Source organism: Larkinella ripae (assembly GCF_054780775.1).
The window spans coordinates 1-18,715 of sequence record NZ_BAAGVR010000027.1; the positions used below are offsets into that span (position 1 = coordinate 1).

Below are 18,715 nucleotides of genomic sequence, written 5' to 3' on the forward strand. Positions count from 1 at the left end.
GCCATGCAATACGACACAACCATTTTGGAAAATCTGTCCAACTAATAAGGGGCTAAGACACTCGGTTTCTCCGTAGAAGTCGTTCCATCTATTCGCGCTGAGAATGGGACTAATCGAGTCGCTAATGTGCTGTTTCATCCGGGTGTATTAGTCAATCTAGGACATGATTTTACGCTGGCAAGCCGATTAGCCTTTGAGACATCAGGCCGATACGGATTTACGCCAGTGCTTAATAAAATTGTCCGCAAAGGTCCTACCAACAGCTATTTTGTTGCCGTACCACTTCCCGTTCGTTTTGGTAACGATCATGCTGTCTCCTTCACCGTAGGTTTGCAATTTGGGATCGTTTTTTGAGGTATATTGCCGAATTCCCTTTACACGATGACTAATTTGTAAGTTGTAATTTCAGGTGACATACATAGGGTCCATAAAACGAGTGATTGTTTTACTTTCAAAATAGAGATTTATTAGTACACTGCTGGTCAGGAGCTTATTATTTACTTCAAAAACTCGTTCCAGAAATCAACGTTCGGAAACTGGGCTATTTGACGAGTTTTTAAACTTACTCATTCCAAACATCACGGTGAACGGATCACTGGTATAATACTGTTTCCACCGCCTGCACTCTCACCTTGTCCGACATCTTCTCAATCTCCCGCTCGACTGAATCCGGAACATTGGCCAGCAGATCATACCCCGTCATCCGCTCAATCTCATCGACACTGACCCGGTAACGGCTCCAGGGTTGTCCACCGGCCACGTTGGTGTTGGGCATCCACACAGCAATCACCCGGGTCTGGGCATCGATCCGGTTTACATCGTTACTGCCAACCGGTAGCACCACAATCACTTTCCAGAGTGCCGCTGGCACGGTCAGCTTGCCCTCGGCCAACGTAATTACTTTGCCGTTATCACCGGTTCCGCCTTTGCCATAGGTCCCGGCAATGATATAGGTTTCGTTGCCTTCACTGATTAGCTTACGGGTGTAGGCTTCCAGTTGGTTCCAGCTTTTCCGGTTGAGCCGGGGAGCCTGGGGGATGATGTTGGTCAGGATGAACGTGGACTGATTTTCTTCGGCGGTGCTGTCGCGGTCGTCCGACGGGCATAGATGACCCCGATCAAAGCCAGTATTCAGGTAATCATTATGCCTGACCTGATACCAGCCTGAAGGCAGCGATTGATCCGGTATAAAGCTGCCAGCGTACCGTTTAGCCGATCCTTTCCAAGCTGCCGATAAATGCCAACTGGCCCAGTTTGCAGTTCCCGTGCTGCGGTTGTAGCTCAGGGCGTAAGCGGGCCGCTCGATGAGGTAGTTGTTCTCGCTGGTATTGGCGTTGCTGGGATTCCCCAGCGCCATGTTGACATCACGGGTGGGCAGATTGGAAGTTGGTTCCGGCGAAGTGGATTTTTCGCAGGCAGAGAAGCAGAGCAATAGCAAAAGATAGCTGATAAAACGATTCATCAAGGCGGATTGACAATGGTTGCCCAAATTACGCTTTAATCAATTGAAAAGAATTCTGTCCTGTTACATTTAAACCAAAGCCCGTCTTACAGGCTGGGCGTGTATTTGAAGTGAACAGCTTAGTTATCCTTGTCGGCTGGATCACTAGTAGACATTAAAAAATTAATTTGTCGAGGCGCTCTTTATTTGTCTGATAAATGGTAGGTTTGATCAATGATGTAATTTCAAAATGATCATTCTTCTCACTTAATTTTTATCCTCGCACAACGTATGAGCTATTTTTATCATTTTCGGAATAAAGCGTACATCCCTCGATTTTTTGTTAAGTGCTGTCTGCTTATAGTGGGTGTTTTGGGAAGTAATCAACTGCACGCCCAGTATGCTTATGTCACCAATGCGGCCTCCTATGACATCAGTGTCGTTAACCTGGCTACCAACGAAGTGCGTGCAACGATTGCCACCGGGTCTTCGCCAATGGATATTGTAGTAGATCCCAAAAGCAACCGGATGTACGTATCAAATGCAAGCACTAATACGATTAGTGTTTACAATCTGACTACGTATCAAATCTTAGCCATTATTCCGACTTTTGAGCGGCCCCTAGCCTTGCTGCTGAGCCCGGACGGAAGCCGCTTATACGTGGGCAATTCGCAATCTCGAAACGTGCTGGTTTTTAATACCGCAAATAACCTTCCAATCGCTATAATAAAGGTTGGCAGAGGTGGGGAACAATTTGTTACCAGTGTGATTGGTATGCTCTTCAGTCCAGATCGAAAGCGAATCTACTGCGCAATTAATGATCGACATCAAGTGGAAGTTATTAATCTGGAAACCAATCAGGTTGAAAAAGTCATTGAGGTTGGCGCCAATCCCATTTATATGGCATGGCATCCGGATGGGAGCCGATTATACGTCTCCCATGCCAGTAACAGCTATCCGAATGTTTCGGTCATCAACACCCACACCCAATTAATGGAATCAACTATCCCAATCGGTTCGCAGAATGAGGGCATTGCGGTTAGCCCCGATGGTAAACGTTTGTATGTGGGCAAATTTCCTTCCGGCGAAATTCTTGTGTTCAATACGGCCACTCAAAAGATGGAGGCATCGATCCTCACGCAACCAGGCGCCAGCCAGATAGCCCTCAATGCTGATGGCAGTTTATTATATGTTACCAATTTTACCGCTGTCTCGGTAATCAATACGGCTACGAACACGGTGAAAACCAAGATTCCAGTCGGTGCTGGAGCCGTTGGTTTGAAGCTTCTCGAAGGGACTACTCCGCCATCCACGTCTTTTGAAGGGTATCTGGATAAAGTGGAATGTGGCACTATTCGCGGCTGGGTCTGGGACAGCAAACAACCGAACACGCCTTTGACGGTTGAATTTACAGCCGACGGAAATCCGATCGGAACTGCTTTGGCCAACATCTACCGGCAGGACCTGAAAGATGCCGGTAAGGGCAATGGCGAACACGTCTATAGCTTTACTACTCCGGATGGGCTGAAAGACGGGAAACCGCATTCGATCAGTGCCAAAGTCCAGGGCAGTGCTTATACGCTCAAATGGGTGCCTAAAGCGCTTACCTGCGCACCCCAAAATAGACTGGCTGCTGAAAATCCAAAACCGGCTGCGGATTGGAGTGCTGTATTGCTGGGCAACCCCGTAGAAACGGGTACAGTCGAAGTAGAGATTAAGGGAGCCCAGGGGCAGTCGGTCAAACTCCTATTGGTGGATCCCAAGGGGCTTGTAATTGGTCAATCTCAGGTAAAGATTGCTGAAAGTAGTGAGCGGCACCGTCTATTGCTGGAGTCAAAGCCTTCAGGCGTGTTGTTACTTCAGGTAAGTACTCCTACGTATTCGAGAACGTTAAAGGTTGTAAGTGAAAAATGAGCTAGTAGGGTCGGTTCATAAACCTCCAATTAGTACAGCCAAGTCTTACGATCCTGGCTGTACTAATTCTCTTATTTGCTTACTGCGGAATGTACTTGAGCTTCCACCAATAACTTTCGGGCGAAATATTTTTTAAGATGACTTCGCCTACAAAGGCCCTTGTCTGATCCAACTTGTGTTCGTAATAGTATCCGTCTTTGTCGAGTACTGCGTATTTGAACGTAGTATGTCTAGGTAAGCGCACTACTAGGACCATCGACGCAGGGTAAGGTTTCCCATCGTTCAGTTGACCATCACCATAACTGCTGATTACTCCTTTGAAAATACCGTTGCAATAGATTTTCACCGGGAGCGCCAACTTACGGCCAAATTCTATTTCCATCCTTCGATTGTAGTTAAGGTAAACAACATGGGTGGCGGAATCTGGATATGATGCAGGCCAGGGAAGCATCCTGTATAAAGGCACGTTCGGCATTGGGATGCCGCTATTTGTCCAGGGATTGGTAGAATTGATGCCTGTAGGGGAAGAACTTGAACCCGCTGATACGGCACCGGTCCGGGCGGATGAGTGGGCTTGTGGAGCAACAGCCTGATCCTCCTTCTGGCAGGCGGCCAAAGAGCCCAGTATCAGAAAGGCAAAAAACAATTGTTTCATTCGGTAGGATGTTGTTTAAGGTGATACATGCCACAAAGATGGGTGGCAACCCGGCAGCCAAACCGGCAGCGGCAGCCTGGTAGGATAAAAAGACGGGTTCAGCTGATCAAGCGGGGCAATACTAGGCTGAATGAGCCAGCGGCAACTGAAACCTGATCGAATAACCACCGGGGCAAATGCTCACAAAACCAAACACCGCAGATGTAGTGCTGTTAGATCCCTATGTGAATGATTGAGGAGTTGGATAAAATAGCACATACGTGTACATAGCCAGGCGGGAAACGGTCTGGCTATTTTTTAGGGCAACTTATTGCCCCCGTCACCCGGCTCATGGGCCGGACTGCTAACCTGCAGCCGCTGCATACTTTCATCAACCAGCTCACTGTACAGATGCAGGTAGTTGCGCTCGAGCGTTCTCAGGTGCTGCAGGCCCAGAATCTTCTGCACCGCTTCGGTCCGGTAGCCTCGCAAGAGAAAAAGCGCCCCGGCGGTTTTGCGGCAAATCTTCGTGGAGAGCCGAAACGGCAAACCCAGCCTTTTTTCAATCACTCCCAGGTTGCGGTTGACCCGCTGGATGGTCACCGCGGGCCACTGGGAAGCCTCTTTGAGCAACACCTGGGCTTCGGCCAGCAACGGAATGTGGCACACCCCCATTCGGGCTGGGCCCGGTGGACGGCCTTAAACTTCAGCCGCTTGATGACCAGTTTGGCTCCGTGGGCCGTAGTGGTGATATAGTCCGAGGGCTGGCGGGCCACCCGCACGGCATCCTTGAAATCCAGACCCGTGTAGCAACTCAGTAGCGCCCACTTGCGAACCACATCCAGCGGTCCGGGAAGTACGATCTGCACCAGCTGCCGCAGCTGCGCGGGCGACAGGCAGGAGACGATCCGGGCGGGCTGGGCCGTGATGTGCCACTCGCTGAGCCGGTTGCTTTCCAGCAATTCCTGTTCCACCGCGTACTGCAGAACCGCTTTCAAATGGCCAATGTAGCGGGCGGCCGTATCGATCGACAGCGGGCGGGCCCGCAGCCAGTAGTAGTAGGTTTTGGCCCAGCCGATCGACACCCCACTTATAGCCGTTTGTTGCCGGTTCCCCTCCGTCAGGTAGGCGCTCAGCAGGTGGTAGCCCCGGTTCCATTTGTAGAGCGTCTGGTCGGCGGGCCGATCGGCAGCCCCCAGCTGGTGCAGCCGCGTGAGCTGCTCCTGGTAAAGCGGCAGCAGCCCGGCCGGCGGCAGGGGGCCCGATTGCCAGTGCTGGCGGACCTGTTCGGCCGTGGGCCGCTACCCGGCCCGTTTGAGCGTCAGCAGGATCGCCCAGTGATCAGCCCGAATCTCCGAAAGGTAGGTATTGACCAGCCGGGCTTCGCGGGTGGGGCCTTGGGCCTGCTGGCGCCCCGCATCCCACCGGCTGCGCAGTACATAGACGCCCGAGCCGTAAGCCGGTGCGGGCTGGCCATCGACCACCAGTTGGCAGAGCAACTCATCAAACGCCAGTGGGGAGTCGCTCGGAAAGGCGAACGTTAGTTTCAGACTCACCCGCTGGTTCAGTGGGGTGGGAAACTGGCGGGAAGGTGGGGGCATGACCAAAGAGCAGTAGGTGGTTCACAAAGATACCTTTTGCCCCGTAACACCCTGACTCTCAAGTCCGCTTTTTCATGGATGCCTTAACCATCTACCCCGCCCTGCCGCTGACTCAGCGGGTAGCCCTGTGGCTGACGTTTGATTTCGACCCCGCGGACCCCGGACCGCTGGCCCAGCTGCAGTGTCAGCTCCGGGTCGCCGATGGCCCGCTGGAAACCTACGGCTCGGGCGTGTTTACCCTGCGCAGTCTGTGGAACGGTTCCCGGCAGTGTGCCCGGGGCACTTCGGCCGAAGCCCGGGCCGTCAATCAGCTGCTATCGGACATTCGGGCGGGCCACCTGGTGGTGCTGCAGGCGCTGGTGCGGGCCGGGCTGCCGCTGAGCTCGGCCCAAGTGCGGCATTTCTGGACGACGGGGGAGCCGGTAGCGCCCCGGCTGCTGCACGTATTTGAGTCCTACCTGACGGCCCTGGAAGCCCTGCCCGTTCCGGACCGCAAGGCGAAAAGCACCCTGCAGAGCTGGCACCTGAGCCTGCGTTACGTGACGAGCTTTCTAAAGGCCCAGGACCACGCCGAGCTGATGCTGCCCTCGGTGGGCATCGGCTGGGCCAGGGCCTACTACCAGTGGCTGCGGCAGCGGTCTTTGACGGCCAACTTTGCCACCAGCCTGGTGGGGCAGGTGCGCGAAGTGCTGCAGTTTGCCGTGGAAAACGAGCTGCTGGCCACCAATCCCTTGAGCGCCCTGAAACTGGGCTGGAAGAACGGCAAGCCCATTTACTGCCTGTCGCCGGCGCAATTGCAGCAGCTGGAAACGATGGATCTGCCACGCAAGTTGAACATCGCCCGCCAGTGGGCGCTTTTCTGCTGCTACACGGGGTTAGACTACGCCGACGCGGTGGCCCTGCTGGCCGATCCGGACCCGCATATTCACCGGGGAGCCTACGGAGTAAAGATTGTCTGGCAGCGGCTGAAGGTGCAGCAGGTTTACGAGGCCTATCCCCAGTGGGCCATATGTCACATCCCGCTGCTGGCCGAAGCCCAGCGCCTGCTGGCTGTACTGCGCACGGTGCGCAAACCGGCCCTGGGGCGCATGAACATCAACCTGCGGCTGGTGGGGGATCAGCTGGCGCTGCCCTACCGGTTCACGACCAAAGTGTGTCGTAAGACCGCCGGGGCGCTGTTCATCCAGCGGGGTTATCGCATGGAAGTGGTTCAGAAGATTCTGGGCATCAAACACTTCAGTACCCTGGAGCGGCACTACCTGACGACCTGGAGTGAGGTGGTCGACAACGACATGGCGCGGCTGGAGCACTGGGAGAAGGAAATAAACAAACCATCCTGATCGGGCTTACTGAACCAGCTCATCTTTCAGGAAGTGATAAATCCGCTCGGCGAGATCAAACAAGGAAAGGGTTTGAATCTCGTATTGGGAATAATAGCCCGCCACAATCAAATTGTGGCAGTGGCAATGATGTTCTTCCCGCCCGGAGAACGCATCGCCCTGATCCCAGTTCAGATCGAAGGAAACCAGGCCGGTATGCGGATTGAAAAAAAGGGTGTAGTGGGTTGTATCGGTAACCGGGAGAAAAGTGCCCGCCTGGCTTAGGGTCCGTCCGAAGGCCTTGGGCACCGTTTGGGCGATGGCAATGGCTTCTAATTGCCGGGCGAGTATCGTAAGGTCCATGGGTTAAGTATAACGGTCATCGCTCATTTCTGTTATTGAGAGACTAGAAGGAGTGAAAAGTCACCCCGAGCTTAGGAATTATTCATAAAATTTTTTCTCTAATACGAGCAGCCAGTGGTTGTTACCGGTAAAATTATTCAGAACACCGGCGTGGTTATTGTTTAAGCAGATGCATCCTGATCTTTTTATTAATGATGCACTCCTGCTGCAACTGGCCGGTGGAGATAAGGAGAATGAAAAGTACAAACAGATTCGAGCAGTTGTGGAGAAGGGCGGCTAATTCTTGGAAACGACCTATTTTGCCGCCCTGCCTCCCGGTCGTGGTTTCACTATTATTAACAACGAGTACATGCAGGAAAAGGACGCACTGTTATTCTGTCAGCAGATCACTGGATTCCGATCGGTCGCTCAGCTGTTATCCGATAAGCAGGTTGGATCAAGTGTTTGGGGATTTGCGGATTGCAATTCCGGAAGGTGCTCCGAGTAGGCAGCTTCTCTGCTATATTTCATGCATCAACGGATTCGACGATTTGAACACTTGTTGTCTGCGTTCCATACCTATGCGTTGGACCACCGCAAATAGAATCTGAACGTTTACAAAGGCAGAGCCGGTAATCGTATGTATACAGTTGTTCCTTGATCAGAGATGGATTGAATACTAAGCACCCCCCGATGGAGGGAAACAATTTTTTCCGCCAGCGTAAGCCCTAAGCCAAAACCTTGAATAGCTCCCACATTTCCAGCGCGCATCAGTGGCAAAAAGACATCCGACAACTGGGCTTCCGGAATACCAATTCCCCGATCAATCACCTCGATACTTATTAAGGAGGATTGATAGGTCACCTGGACCTGTACCGGTTGATATTCCGAGTACTTACACGCATTATCGATAATATTAATCAAGGCCGTTCTCAAAAGGCTGTTGTTGCCTACGATGCGAAGAAAAGGGCTGCTCTCCGTAAAAGTATCCGTTAACTGCAACTCGATCCGTTGATGGGGATATTTTTCGTGGAAATAGCTAACGGTGTCCAAAACTGTATCGACCAGATTAATATCCTCCAGCAAACGTGAAGGGTTAAGCCCTTCCACCTCCGTTAACCGCAACAACGAGTTCGCCAATTCAATTGCACCGTCTAAACGATATAATGCTTTCCCAATACTTTCTTTTGTGGCGGGCAAATCTTGGTCATAGGCAAAGCTGGTTTCCAGCATGCCTTTGACGACGGTCAATGGCGTCCGGATTTCATGGGAAGCATAGCCGATAAAATGGTCATGGCTCAGTGCCAGCTGTTGTAAACGGCTAAGTAATTCATTGAATGATCGGGCCAGATAGCTTGCTTCGTCCTGCTTTAACGGATGCTGTAAGCGGAACGAGAAGTCGTTGACGGTGGCCGCATTAATTTGACTGATGAGCTGATCGAAAGGGTGCATCGCCCGACGGGCGAATAAAAAACCAGCGATGACAATCACCACCAGAGACAGGGTATTTCCCCCCACCAGAATAGCCAACAAACTCCGGCTGGTTTGTCGTCCCGTCAGGTCATAGGCGGTGACCACTGCTACATAAACCTGATTTTCGTATGTAAAAGACAACGCTACACCTTCCTTCGCAGCCGGCCATTCCGGGTTTTGGTAGGTGAAATGTACTTCGTCAAGACGTGCTTCCTGAAGCAAAGCAGGCGTTGGCTGGTAATCATCCGGACCCGTCGAGGAATAAATCCTTTTATTAGTAGCGTCAAAAAGGGTTTCGTGCTGTTCCGGTAGAGTGAGGTAGGTGGCCTGCTGAAACTCGTTTCGATTCAAAAAATACGTTTGGGCTGCTAGCGCCCGGCGCTGCAAGCGGGTTTGCATCAATGAACGCCGGTAGGATTCATAGGCTTGGTAAATAAAGACCGAAAACAACACCAGGATGGTCGCTACCAGCAATCCGAACCCAATGGTGATCTTTTGTTTGATGCTCATGGCTCAGCCCCCAGCATATACCCGACGCCAAAAACCGTATGAACCAGTTTGGGCTCGACGGTATCAATTTTCCGGCGCAGGTAATTGATGTACACATCGACAACATTGGTATTGGTATTGAAATGCACGTCCCACACATTTTCCTGAATATTCACCCGGCTAACGACCCGTCCCTGATTGGTCAGCAAATATTCCAGCAGCGCGTATTCCCGCGCCGTCAGACTGATGCGCTGACCCGCCCGCCAGACCTGGTGAGACTGGGTATCCAGTTCCAGATCAAGAAGTTGCAGCCGCTGGGGCAACAGAGGCCGGGAAGAATGCCGGCGGGCTAGGGCCTTCAGCCGAAACATGAGTTCTTTGAAGGCAAAAGGCTTAGTCAGGTAATCATCGGCCCCGGACTCAAACCCCAGTACTTTATTGTCCAGACTTCCCAACGCCGTCAACAGGATAACCGGAATAGCGGGCCAGTTTTGCTTGATATACCGGCAAAGATCGAAACCGTTGAAGCCCGGTATGTTTACATCCAGAACGATCACATCAAACCGGTGTTCGTTGACCATGCTCCGACCAATGATTCCGTCGAAGGCCAGCGAAACGGAAATCCCTTCGGATTGTAATCCCTTCTGAATGAACTGGCTTAGTTCCACATCATCTTCTACGAGTAAGACATTCATAGCGGTATCAACCCTTTTTCAGGATAAAAGTAGCAACAAAGCAACCAATTCGTTGGGGCAAACTTGGCATTCTCATCAAATTCTAATAAGTCGTTAATCAGCCTTTAATGGGTGGGGTGGTTATTTTGAATAGGCTAAGATGGATGGCATGAGACCGAATGCTACGTTGACAATTTACCTGGCGGAAGACGATGATGAGGATGCGGAGTTGTTTCGAATGGCCCTCGGCGAAAGCCATCCAACCATTCAAGCGGTACGGTTCAAGAACGGACTGGAGGTCGTCAACAGCCTGCTTAAAAATGCTCACCCCGAGCCCGTTGTGGTTTTTCTGGACCTGGTGATGCCGGTATTAAATGGACAAGACACCTTGAGTCAGATCAGACAACTACCGGATTGGAAAGATCGCCCGGTTTTCATTCTCACGGGTTCGGAAGCACCCGCCGATGTCGATCTGGCCTATCACAGCGGGTGTAATGCGTTTCTTACTAAACCGGTTTCGGTACAGGAGTTGACTCGCTTGATTGGACCCGTGATTACGTATTGGTTAAAAATTCTAAATGAATGATGGTCGTGATGCAACGTTACCTGCTTGCCTTTGCTTTTTTTATGCTCAATGCCACGGGTGCAATGGCCCAGGCATTGACGATGGAAGGAGCCATTGAAGCCACAATGACTCAATACCCGACGCTGGCGGCTCAACGCTCAGCGCTGGACGCCATCCGGGCCAATGCCCGCGTGGTGCGGGATAACCGGTTGCCCAACGTCCGCTTGCACGATCAGATTAACGTGGGAACGGCCAACGGCTTGTCCGGCTCCTATTTTTCCCTGGGGCTGATCGTTCCCACTTCGGGTGGACGACGGCCCGAAAACCGGATGGATCTGGCCTCGGGTAACATCGCCCTGGCTTCGCTGGACTGGGAGTTCTACAACTTTGGACGCTTTAAGGCGGAGGACCAGCTCGCCCGAACGGACATTGCCGTTAGTGAGTCCGCCTTGGAACGCGAACAACTCGGACTGCGGCAGCTGGTGATCACCACCTATCTGGATTTGCTCTGGCTCAATCAATCCCTGAAAATCGAGCAACGGAACCTGGCCCGGGTCGATACCGTGCGCCGGATCATTGTCAACCTGGTGCGGAACGGGGTTAAACCCGGTCTGGATTCCTCCCTGGCCTCCGTCCAATTCTCGAAGGCCAAAGTAGCCTACTGGCAAGTTCTCGAAACTTATAAACAGGCCGCAGTTCAGCTGGCCACCCTGACCGGCCGCCCGGTTGACCGCATCCAGATCGATACCACCTTCCGATTGGAACCCCTGCTGACCAACGCCCCGGAATCGGACGCAATGGTGCCGCATCCGCTCCTGAAATTCCGGGAACGGTTTGCGCTCCGGCAGTCGGCAGAAATTGAGGTTCTGCGGAAAACCGCCTTGCCGCGCCTGTCCCTGCTGACGGCGACCTGGGCCCGGGGAACCAGCCTGGATATTGAAAACAACTTCGGTCCCCTTGGATCAGGTTTTCTTTATAACCGGACGAATGTGCTGGTGGGCCTAGCCGCCACGGTTAACCTAATGGACTTCCGCCGGGCATCGCACCGCATTCAGCTCCAGCAATTCCGCGTTCAGGAAGCCAACAACCAACTCGCCGTCGAGCGGTTGCAACTCCAGAATGCCCGAAACGCGGCCGATTCCGTCCTGGCGGTTTTGCGGCTGGAACTGGGTGAATTGCCCGCATCACTGCGATCAGCCACCGATGCCTACAACCAACGGGTATCCCGCTACAACAACGGACTGGAAAATATTCTGGGCCTGACCGATGCGTTGCAACTGCTAACATCGGTAGAAAAAGACTTGGTCATTACCCAAGGCCGGGCTGCCAAGGTTCAACTGCAGAAGGCTTACGCAACCAATCATTTTGAACCCTTTTTTGCGCTCTTCCGGCGTCCATAACTGCCTTAACTCCTTGCTATGTCACTTCTTTCAACTTCATTAAAGCGTCCGCTTTCCGCCCTGGTTCTCATTGGTGGCCTGGTGGTCTTTTCCATTCTGTCGGCTTCCCGCATTCCGATCGATATCTTTCCGAGGCTGAATTCACCGGTTATTTACGTCATCGAGCCTTACGGCGGGATGTCTCCCGCCCAAATGGAAGGTTTTTTTGCCACCCGGATGCAGGATCAGTTTCTCTACATTTCCGGCGTTAAGGAAATCCAGAGCCGGAGTGTTCAGGGATTGACCATTGTCAAACTGGCTTTTTATGAAGGGGCCGATATGGCCCAGGCCGCGGCCGAAGTGGCCATTCAGGTCAACCGGGCCATGAAGTTTTTTCCGCCCGGGGCCTTGCCCCCCCAAGTGGTTCGGTACGATGCTTCTTCGGTTCCCATCGGGGATCTGGTGTTCAGCAGCAAAACGCGGGCGCTGAAGGAGATTCACGAGCTGGCGGTCACCCGCATCCGGCCTCTGTTTTCAACCGTACCGGGACTGACGGCTCCTCCGCCGATTGGCACCAACTCCCGAACGGTAGTCATCAACCTGAACCCCGATAAAATCCGCAGCCTGAACGTATCGCCCGATGAAGTGGTGGAAGCGCTGGCGGCCAACAATGTCATGACGCCCTCGGGCAATATTCGGGTTGATAACCGGACTTACATTACCACGCTCAATTCGCTGGAAGAAAAGGTGGAAGATTTCAATCAGATTTCCATCAATACCAAGGGCCACCGCACCATTTTGCTGCGCGATCTGGCGACGGTTTCCGATGGCTCGGATGTCACGGCCGGTTACGCGCTGGTGAACGGAAGCCGGTCTTCTTACATTCCCGTGGTTAAAACTGCCGATGCCTCAACCTGGGATGTGGTAACCCGCCTAAAAGCCAAATTGCCCGAAATGCGGAGCTTGCTGCCCGAGGATATCGAAGTGTCGTACGAATTCGACCAGTCGATTTTTGTGATCAATGCGGTGGAAAGCCTGATTTTTGAGGGTAGTCTTGGGGCGATTCTTACCGGCCTGATGGTGCTGCTGTTTCTGGGCGACTGGCGGAGTTCACTGATCGTGATTATTACCATTCCGGTTTCGGTCATTTCGGCGGTTCTTTTGCTGAGTTTAGCGGGTCAGACCATTAATATCATGACCCTGTCGGGGCTGTCGCTGGCGATCGGTATTCTGGTCGATCAGGCCACAGTGACCATTGAAAACATTCACCAGCACCTGGAGCTGGGAAAACCCAAAAAACAAGCGGTTTTTGAAGCCTGCCGCGAAGTCGCCCTGCCGCTGTTGCTGATTCTGCTGTGTATCCTGGCCGTTTTTGCTCCGTCTTTTCTGATGACGGGAGTTCCCAAAGCCATGTTCCTGCCGCTCTCGCTTTCCATCGGTTTTGCCATGACTATTTCCTATTTTCTGGCGCAAAGCATGGTGCCGATCCTGGCCAACTGGCTGATGAAAAGCCACGTCCATTCCGCCCACCAGCCGGTCGACAAAAAACCGACTTTTTTTGGCCGGATCCGCAGCGGTTTTATCCGTCAAACCCGGGGGTTGATGGGTCACAATAAATGGATTGTCAGTAGTTATTTTCTGGTCATTCTGGTGCTGGCGGGTGTCGGATTTGTCTTTATCGGCAAAGACATGCTTCCCCAAATCAACTCCGGTCAGATGGTCATCCGGATGAAAACCCCGGATGGGACCCGGCTGGAGCGCACCGAGGAGCGCGTCGGCGAATTGCTGCAACTGGTCGATGAGGTCTCGAATGACAATCTGGCGGTTTCGTCGGCGTATGTCGGCGTGGTTCCCACTAATTATGCCACGACCAATCTCTATGTCAGTACCAGCGGTCCGAATGATGCTATCATCAAAGTGGCAATGAATAAAGACTATCACACCAATATGCAGGACCTCAAAGAGCGCCTGCGTGTGGCCGTTCAGGCGCAAATGCCCGGTATCACCCTTTCTTTTGAACCGGCCGATCTGACCGAGAAACTTATGAGCCAGGGCGCTTATACGCCCATCGAAGTGCAGGTTGCCGGGCGGGACATGAAGCAGATCGAGGGCTATGCGGGAAAGGTGGTAGCGGGTCTGACCGAAGTGCCCTATCTGCGGGATGTGCGGATCATTCAACCCTTGAAATTCCCGGTTATCAACATCAACCTGGACCGGCAGAAGCTATCGCGGATGGGGCTTACCTTGCAACAGGTAGCCCGCTCCATTACAGCTTCCACCTCGTCGAGTCGGTTCACCGAAAAAAACCAGTGGCTCGACCAAAAATCCGCTTATACCTACCAGGTGCAGGTGCAGATTCCCGAGCATGCCATGCGGAATTTACCACAATTACAGGAAATTCCCCTTGTGGCCGGACAGGTTCGCCCCGTGCTTTCTGATGTGGCCACGTTTTCGCTGGATACCCTGCCGGGTGAGTACGCCCGAACCGGCCCCCGGCGCTTTGTAACGGTATCGGCAAATGTCCATCACAAAGATCTGGGCACGGCCACGCAAGCCGTTGAAAACGTGCTAACCAACCTGGGGGAAACGCCCAAAGGACTGGTGACGCAAATCAAGGGAATGTCATCGCTGCTGATCGAAACCCTGGATAGTTTGCAGACCGGACTGGGCATTGCGGTTTTAGTAATCTTCCTGTTGCTGGCTGCGAATTACCAATCGTTCAAATTATCGTTTGTCGTTTTGTCCACGATTCCGGCGGTGATCGTTGGCGCCATTGGGTTGCTGTTGTTGACCGGAAGTACACTCAATTTGCAGTCCTACATGGGCATCATCATGTCAGTGGGCATTTCCGTCGCTAACGCCATTTTGATTGTCACCAACGCCGAACAACTCCGGTGGGCTTACCGGGATGCCCGCCAGGCCGCCGTCGACAGCGTTGGATTACGGCTGCGTCCGGTGTTGATGACGAGTTTTGCCATGATTGCCGGGATGGTGCCAATGGCACTCGGAACGGGTGATGCCGGAGAGCAGGTGGCTCCCCTGGGCCGGGCGGTTATTGGTGGCTTGATTGCTTCTACCCTGGCTGCGTTGTACATCGTGCCCCAGGTCTATGCCTGGGTGCAGGGCAAAACCCATTTTCAGGATCCCTCGCTGCTGCCTGCGGAAGAACCCATCGCCGAGATTAGGGTAACGGAAGAAATCATCGTTAATCACCAGTTCACGAATTAAAAAGTATGAAACCATTCTTATATGGCTGTTTGACAGCTTTATTATTATCGAGTGCCTTAACTGGCTGCTCATCGCCCGAAGCGGACGATACCGCCAAAAACAAAGACACTAAAAAACAATTCGCCAAACCGGTGTACCGGATTGGTAAAGCCACGGAACAGAAAGTAGGCCAGGTGGTACAATTACCCGGCGAGTTTAAAGCGTTCCAGGAGGTGAATATTTATCCCAAAGCAGATGGCTTTGTCGAGCAGGTGCTGGTAGACCGGGGTTCGGAGGTGCGAAAAGGGCAGGTGTTGATGGTTTTGGAAGCCCCGGAAATGGAGGAGCGGTTGGTGGTCGCCCGTTCTACTACGTTGAAAGCCAATGCGATGCTAACGGCGAGTAAAGAGCATTACCGGCGGTTGAAAGCCAGTAGCAAAGTTCCGGGTTCAGTGTCGGCGCTGGATCTGGAAACCGCTCAGGCCCGGATGATGGCCGATAGTGCCGCGATGCTGGGGGAACAGGCTAACTTCCGGGCGTTGAGCAAAATTAAATCCTACCTCACGGTCCGGGCTCCTTTTGACGGGGTGATTACCGAACGCAATGTGCATCCGGGAGCGCTGGTGGGTGCCGGCGTGAAAATGGAGCGTCCGATGATGGTTTTACAACAGCAGAACCGCCTTCGTCTGGTGGTGGATATTCCGGAGAATTACAGCATGAGCCTTAAACAAGGTGATACCGTTTTGTTTACCGTCGGGGCAATGCCCGGACGGGAATTTACCGGAAAAATTAGCCGTCGATCCAGCAATATGAACGAGCAGTTTCGCAGCGAGACCGTTGAAATCGATGTGTCCAATCCAGCCCGCAAGTTCAAACCGGGCATGTTTGCTGAAATCAGTCTGTCGGCGGAGGGAACACCCGGTGCGGTGGCTGTTCCCGCTTCGGCGGTGGTAGCCTCCACCGAACGGCAGTATGTCATCCGGGTTCAGGATGGCCGGGCGCAGTACGTCGATGTCCGGAAAGGCCAGCAGGCGGGCGAGATGACCGAGGTGTTTGGAAACTTGCGGGCGAATGATCCGATTGTAATCAACGCCCGGGAAGATTTAAAAGAGGGGGCGCAGATCCAATAAACAAACAATTTCACAGGGCTTGCCAAGTATCACTGGCTCCTGGTTGTCCAATAGGCCATACAAAACTTATCTGATTGGTAAAAAAGTAACAGCGCCATCTACTACTTTTTATCAAATTCAAAATAACCATGACAACGGAAAAAGACGAAAGAGGTGAATTGATTCGGGTGTGTGGTGATTTGGTTAATTTTGTGTGGAACGATGAGAGCCAACAATGGAATATCCGTAGCGGAGCAGACTTACTTGCTCTGGTTTCCCTACCAGGTTACCATTTAAAGATCGATAAGGCGAAAGTCAACCAGGCGCAGGAGCAGGAGATCAGGTCTCTGACGGGATTCATCAGTAACCATGTACCGACTTGACCATAACTTATTCCACAATTAGGGATAAAATTAGCACGATTCTTCATACTATTAAGAAGACCAGTCCATTAGTCTTAAATATGGCTTAGGATTAAAATTAGCCGTGTAACACCAAAGGCAAAGTTTTACTTGAAAGTGGAGACGCTTTTTTCTTCCGTGAGTTAATACGTCATGAAACTACCAACTGATCAGTTAACGCTTACCGAACAACTGGCTGCAGACCGCACTCGGCTGGCCAATGAGCGGACTTTTCTCGCGTACGGACGAACCGCCTTGGGTCTTATCGTGAGTGGAACCGGCTTTAGTGAATACCTCGACTCGCCGTACTTACGAGTAATATTCCTGTTATTTATCCCTGCCGGAATTGGTGTATTATTTTTAGGAATGATTCGTTTTTGGCGCCGTAAGAAAATGCTTAACCGATTCCGATTGTCAAATATATAACCTTGCTATTTCTCTAATGTAGTTCATCTTCAACTACCAGTTGAGGTCCGAACAGAAGGTACTATGTTCACAGGAGGTCAACTGCAAACGGTCTGATCACCTGGCTCGGCCGTTTTTCAAATCGACGATTTTACGGCTTCTTAATTTCGTCGCCTTGAAACGGCATCGTTTTTGTTGCCTTCGGTTGCAGTTAATCTTGTTCAGTGATGGAATATTGCATTGTCTACCTGAGTTCTTCCAAAGGCTTACTCTCCAGCGAGGAGTTAAATCAGATCCTGCAGCTAAGCCGCCAAAACAACAGCGTTGGGCAGATTACCGGCATTTTACTATACTTCAATGGGAATATTATCCAAGTGCTGGAAGGGCCGAAGGAAAAAGTAAAAGCATTGTATGAAAAAATCTGTCAGGATCCTCGGCATGGATCTGTAACGCCCTTATTCAGCAAAGCTATCGCCAAACGCAACTTTGGCGATTGGTCGATGGGTTACAAGGCCTTGTCGGCCAAGGAGTTAGAAAATCTAAATCTTCTGAGGACAGAAAAAGCTAGGTTAAAAGGCGAGGATAGTAGAGTTCTGGGGCTCATTCGGCTCTTTTGTGAGACGAATGCTCACAACTAAGCGTTGCGGAGGGTTCTAAATGATACAGTGTCCCTGGTTAAAAGGGAAAGCCATCGAACAGGTAAAGCAGGTCTTTTATGCAGGAGGAGCCCCGGATATCTAGTTTAATTTATGGAGGGGTGATGACGAAATCTTTTTTTAACAGGCAATGAATTGTTTACTCCACTATTTATACGATCTGGGGACCTGCGTATTTCCGTTTGTATTCGTTGAGAAGAGACCCTAATTTTTAATCATTACCGGCGTCGGAACCGTCAGAGTTGCGAATAGCGCCTTAGCTTAGTCCTGGCTTTTTCAAGCTAGGCAATCTTGATATCTGATCTTATTCTTCGTGACATTAGCAGTTGGTCCTGATAAGTAGAAGTGTAAACCAACGTGTAAACCAAAGCAAAATAAACATTCACAGATCAGTATAAGTGATTGAATATCAGTGTAACCCCGGAGAGGCTTGAACTCTCGACCCACTGATTAAGAGTCAGTTGCTCTACCAACTGAGCTACGGAGTCTGGTGCTGAGATAACAAAAGCCGCCTTCCAGATTGTTCCGGTTTTTGGCGAAAATTCCTGGTATGAGGGCATTTCGCGTTCCGACACGCAAACAATCCATCCTATTTGCCGGTTCTTTCCTTACCAACAATCCACTATTCCGTGTTCGGAAGCGATTGATATAACCGTACATCCTCCTAACTTACTCGGTATGAAACGCTGGACTATTCTGTTTCTCTTCGTCTCATTGACAGCCCTGGCCCAAACCGATGGCCAGTTCAAAAAAGGAAATACCGTTTACATTGAATCGACGACCAAAAATGAAAGCAGTCAGGAAACCGTCAACGCTTTTGCCGAGAATCTGAAGGAACAAGGTTACTGGCAGGTGGCTTCGGACAAACAGGCGGCCGATTTTGTCATTAAATTATCCGTAGAAGCCAGCAAAGGAATAACGGCCACATCCTGGGGCGGCACCTCCGTGGCGTGTAGCGCCCAGGTTTGCGACAAAAGCGGATCGGTGCTTTGGGAATCCGACACGTACAAAGCCAGCCCCAACGGCACCAACGGTTTTAACGCCAAAAAAGCAGCCGCCCGAAAACTGGCGAAGGCAATTGAGAAGAAGTACCAGAGTTAACATCC

18 protein-coding genes and 1 tRNA gene are annotated in these 18,715 nt (G+C 51.8%); 10 read left to right on the top strand and 9 right to left on the bottom strand.

Features of this window, described 5'->3' with window-relative positions; translation table 11 throughout:
• Window positions 1-592 precede the first annotated feature (592 nt).
• Window positions 593-1,462: a DNA/RNA non-specific endonuclease gene (locus tag ACYVHX_RS21360; protein ID WP_460673724.1), complete on the bottom strand. Its 870-nt coding sequence runs from the start codon at window positions 1,460-1,462 to the stop codon at window positions 593-595.
• A 270-nt stretch (window positions 1,463-1,732) separates the two neighbouring features.
• Between ACYVHX_RS21360 and ACYVHX_RS21365 the strand changes: the two genes are divergently transcribed.
• Complete coding sequence (locus tag ACYVHX_RS21365) at window positions 1,733-3,355, top strand: beta-propeller fold lactonase family protein (RefSeq protein WP_460673725.1); 1,623 nt, start codon at window positions 1,733-1,735, stop codon at window positions 3,353-3,355.
• 79 nt (window positions 3,356-3,434) lie between these two features.
• Here ACYVHX_RS21365 and ACYVHX_RS21370 read toward each other — a convergent pair whose 3' ends face one another.
• The 4 genes from ACYVHX_RS21370 to ACYVHX_RS21385 form a co-directional block, all read right to left on the bottom strand.
• Window positions 3,435-4,010: a hypothetical protein gene (locus tag ACYVHX_RS21370; protein ID WP_460673726.1), complete on the bottom strand. Its 576-nt coding sequence runs from the start codon at window positions 4,008-4,010 to the stop codon at window positions 3,435-3,437.
• 297 nt (window positions 4,011-4,307) lie between these two features.
• On the bottom strand, window positions 4,308-4,643 hold the full coding sequence (locus tag ACYVHX_RS21375) for a site-specific integrase (RefSeq protein ID WP_460673727.1): 336 nt from the start codon (window positions 4,641-4,643) through the stop codon (window positions 4,308-4,310).
• Window positions 4,589-5,245: a phage integrase SAM-like domain-containing protein gene (locus tag ACYVHX_RS21380; protein ID WP_460673809.1), complete on the bottom strand. Its 657-nt coding sequence runs from the start codon at window positions 5,243-5,245 to the stop codon at window positions 4,589-4,591. Before ACYVHX_RS21380 ends, ACYVHX_RS21375 begins: the two co-directional genes overlap by 55 nt.
• 45 nt (window positions 5,246-5,290) lie before the next feature.
• The gene (locus ACYVHX_RS21385; RefSeq protein WP_460673728.1) at window positions 5,291-5,590 is read right to left on the bottom strand and encodes a hypothetical protein; all 300 of its coding nucleotides are present in this window, start codon (window positions 5,588-5,590) and stop codon (window positions 5,291-5,293) included.
• A 74-nt stretch (window positions 5,591-5,664) separates the two neighbouring features.
• On the opposite strand from ACYVHX_RS21385, the gene ACYVHX_RS21390 reads away from it, so the two are divergent.
• On the top strand, window positions 5,665-6,930 hold the full coding sequence (locus ACYVHX_RS21390; protein ID WP_460673729.1) for a phage integrase SAM-like domain-containing protein: 1,266 nt from the start codon (window positions 5,665-5,667) through the stop codon (window positions 6,928-6,930).
• 6 nt (window positions 6,931-6,936) lie between these two features.
• Here the strand turns inward: ACYVHX_RS21390 and ACYVHX_RS21395 are convergent, their stop codons facing one another.
• From ACYVHX_RS21395 to ACYVHX_RS21405, 3 genes are all read right to left on the bottom strand, one after another.
• A complete protein-coding gene (locus ACYVHX_RS21395) occupies window positions 6,937-7,272 on the bottom strand; it encodes a hypothetical protein (RefSeq protein WP_460673730.1) in 336 nt (111 codons plus the stop codon).
• A gap of 594 nt (window positions 7,273-7,866) precedes the next feature.
• On the bottom strand, window positions 7,867-9,234 hold the full coding sequence (locus ACYVHX_RS21400; protein ID WP_460673731.1) for a sensor histidine kinase: 1,368 nt from the start codon (window positions 9,232-9,234) through the stop codon (window positions 7,867-7,869).
• Window positions 9,231-9,908 carry a response regulator transcription factor gene (locus tag ACYVHX_RS21405; RefSeq protein ID WP_460673732.1) on the bottom strand — a complete coding sequence of 226 codons (678 nt, stop codon included), beginning with the start codon at window positions 9,906-9,908 and terminating at the stop codon, window positions 9,231-9,233. The genes ACYVHX_RS21400 and ACYVHX_RS21405 overlap by 4 nt, the downstream gene beginning before the upstream one ends.
• A gap of 148 nt (window positions 9,909-10,056) precedes the next feature.
• On the opposite strand from ACYVHX_RS21405, the gene ACYVHX_RS21410 reads away from it, so the two are divergent.
• From ACYVHX_RS21410 to ACYVHX_RS21440, 7 genes are all read left to right on the top strand, one after another.
• A complete protein-coding gene (locus tag ACYVHX_RS21410; protein ID WP_460673733.1) occupies window positions 10,057-10,473 on the top strand; it encodes a response regulator in 417 nt (138 codons plus the stop codon).
• An 8-nt stretch (window positions 10,474-10,481) separates the two neighbouring features.
• Window positions 10,482-11,852, top strand: a complete 1,371-nt coding sequence (locus tag ACYVHX_RS21415; protein WP_460673734.1) for a TolC family protein — start codon at window positions 10,482-10,484, stop codon at window positions 11,850-11,852.
• An 18-nt stretch (window positions 11,853-11,870) separates the two neighbouring features.
• Window positions 11,871-15,059 carry an efflux RND transporter permease subunit gene (locus ACYVHX_RS21420; RefSeq protein ID WP_460673735.1) on the top strand — a complete coding sequence of 1,063 codons (3,189 nt, stop codon included), beginning with the start codon at window positions 11,871-11,873 and terminating at the stop codon, window positions 15,057-15,059.
• 5 nt (window positions 15,060-15,064) lie between these two features.
• A complete protein-coding gene (locus ACYVHX_RS21425; RefSeq protein WP_460673736.1) occupies window positions 15,065-16,168 on the top strand; it encodes an efflux RND transporter periplasmic adaptor subunit in 1,104 nt (367 codons plus the stop codon).
• Window positions 16,169-16,296: 128 nt separating this feature from the next.
• Window positions 16,297-16,530, top strand: a complete 234-nt coding sequence (locus ACYVHX_RS21430) for a hypothetical protein (protein WP_460673737.1) — start codon at window positions 16,297-16,299, stop codon at window positions 16,528-16,530.
• Window positions 16,531-16,701: 171 nt separating this feature from the next.
• Window positions 16,702-16,974: a DUF202 domain-containing protein gene (locus ACYVHX_RS21435; protein WP_460673738.1), complete on the top strand. Its 273-nt coding sequence runs from the start codon at window positions 16,702-16,704 to the stop codon at window positions 16,972-16,974.
• Window positions 16,975-17,180: 206 nt separating this feature from the next.
• Window positions 17,181-17,591, top strand: a complete 411-nt coding sequence (locus ACYVHX_RS21440; RefSeq protein WP_460673739.1) for a BLUF domain-containing protein — start codon at window positions 17,181-17,183, stop codon at window positions 17,589-17,591.
• A gap of 433 nt (window positions 17,592-18,024) precedes the next feature.
• Here ACYVHX_RS21440 and ACYVHX_RS21445 read toward each other — a convergent pair.
• Window positions 18,025-18,097 (bottom strand) — tRNA-Lys (locus tag ACYVHX_RS21445).
• Window positions 18,098-18,287: 190 nt separating this feature from the next.
• Between ACYVHX_RS21445 and ACYVHX_RS21450 the strand changes: the two genes are divergently transcribed.
• Window positions 18,288-18,710 carry a hypothetical protein gene (locus ACYVHX_RS21450; protein WP_460673740.1) on the top strand — a complete coding sequence of 141 codons (423 nt, stop codon included), beginning with the start codon at window positions 18,288-18,290 and terminating at the stop codon, window positions 18,708-18,710.
• The last annotated feature ends 5 nt before the right edge of the window (window positions 18,711-18,715 follow it).

Excerpts from the sequence above, each read along its gene's own strand:
- ACYVHX_RS21435 (WP_460673738.1), top strand. The coding sequence starts at position 16,702 with ATGAAACTACCAACTGATCAGTTAACGCTTACCGAACAACTGGCTGCA.
- ACYVHX_RS21420 (WP_460673735.1), top strand. The coding sequence starts at position 11,871 with ATGTCACTTCTTTCAACTTCATTAAAGCGTCCGCTTTCCGCCCTGGTT.
- ACYVHX_RS21405 (WP_460673732.1), bottom strand. The coding sequence starts at position 9,908 with ATGAATGTCTTACTCGTAGAAGATGATGTGGAACTAAGCCAGTTCATT.
- ACYVHX_RS21410 (WP_460673733.1), top strand. The coding sequence starts at position 10,057 with ATGAGACCGAATGCTACGTTGACAATTTACCTGGCGGAAGACGATGAT.
- ACYVHX_RS21370 (WP_460673726.1), bottom strand. The coding sequence starts at position 4,010 with ATGAAACAATTGTTTTTTGCCTTTCTGATACTGGGCTCTTTGGCCGCC.
- ACYVHX_RS21385 (WP_460673728.1), bottom strand. The coding sequence starts at position 5,590 with ATGCCCCCACCTTCCCGCCAGTTTCCCACCCCACTGAACCAGCGGGTG.
- ACYVHX_RS21450 (WP_460673740.1), top strand. The coding sequence starts at position 18,288 with ATGAAACGCTGGACTATTCTGTTTCTCTTCGTCTCATTGACAGCCCTG.
- ACYVHX_RS21400 (WP_460673731.1), bottom strand. The coding sequence starts at position 9,234 with ATGAGCATCAAACAAAAGATCACCATTGGGTTCGGATTGCTGGTAGCG.
- ACYVHX_RS21390 (WP_460673729.1), top strand. The coding sequence starts at position 5,665 with ATGGATGCCTTAACCATCTACCCCGCCCTGCCGCTGACTCAGCGGGTA.
- ACYVHX_RS21425 (WP_460673736.1), top strand. The coding sequence starts at position 15,065 with ATGAAACCATTCTTATATGGCTGTTTGACAGCTTTATTATTATCGAGT.
- ACYVHX_RS21360 (WP_460673724.1), bottom strand. The coding sequence starts at position 1,462 with ATGAATCGTTTTATCAGCTATCTTTTGCTATTGCTCTGCTTCTCTGCC.
- ACYVHX_RS21365 (WP_460673725.1), top strand. The coding sequence starts at position 1,733 with ATGAGCTATTTTTATCATTTTCGGAATAAAGCGTACATCCCTCGATTT.
- ACYVHX_RS21440 (WP_460673739.1), top strand. The coding sequence starts at position 17,181 with ATGGAATATTGCATTGTCTACCTGAGTTCTTCCAAAGGCTTACTCTCC.
- ACYVHX_RS21415 (WP_460673734.1), top strand. The coding sequence starts at position 10,482 with ATGCAACGTTACCTGCTTGCCTTTGCTTTTTTTATGCTCAATGCCACG.
- ACYVHX_RS21395 (WP_460673730.1), bottom strand. The coding sequence starts at position 7,272 with ATGGACCTTACGATACTCGCCCGGCAATTAGAAGCCATTGCCATCGCC.
- ACYVHX_RS21430 (WP_460673737.1), top strand. The coding sequence starts at position 16,297 with ATGACAACGGAAAAAGACGAAAGAGGTGAATTGATTCGGGTGTGTGGT.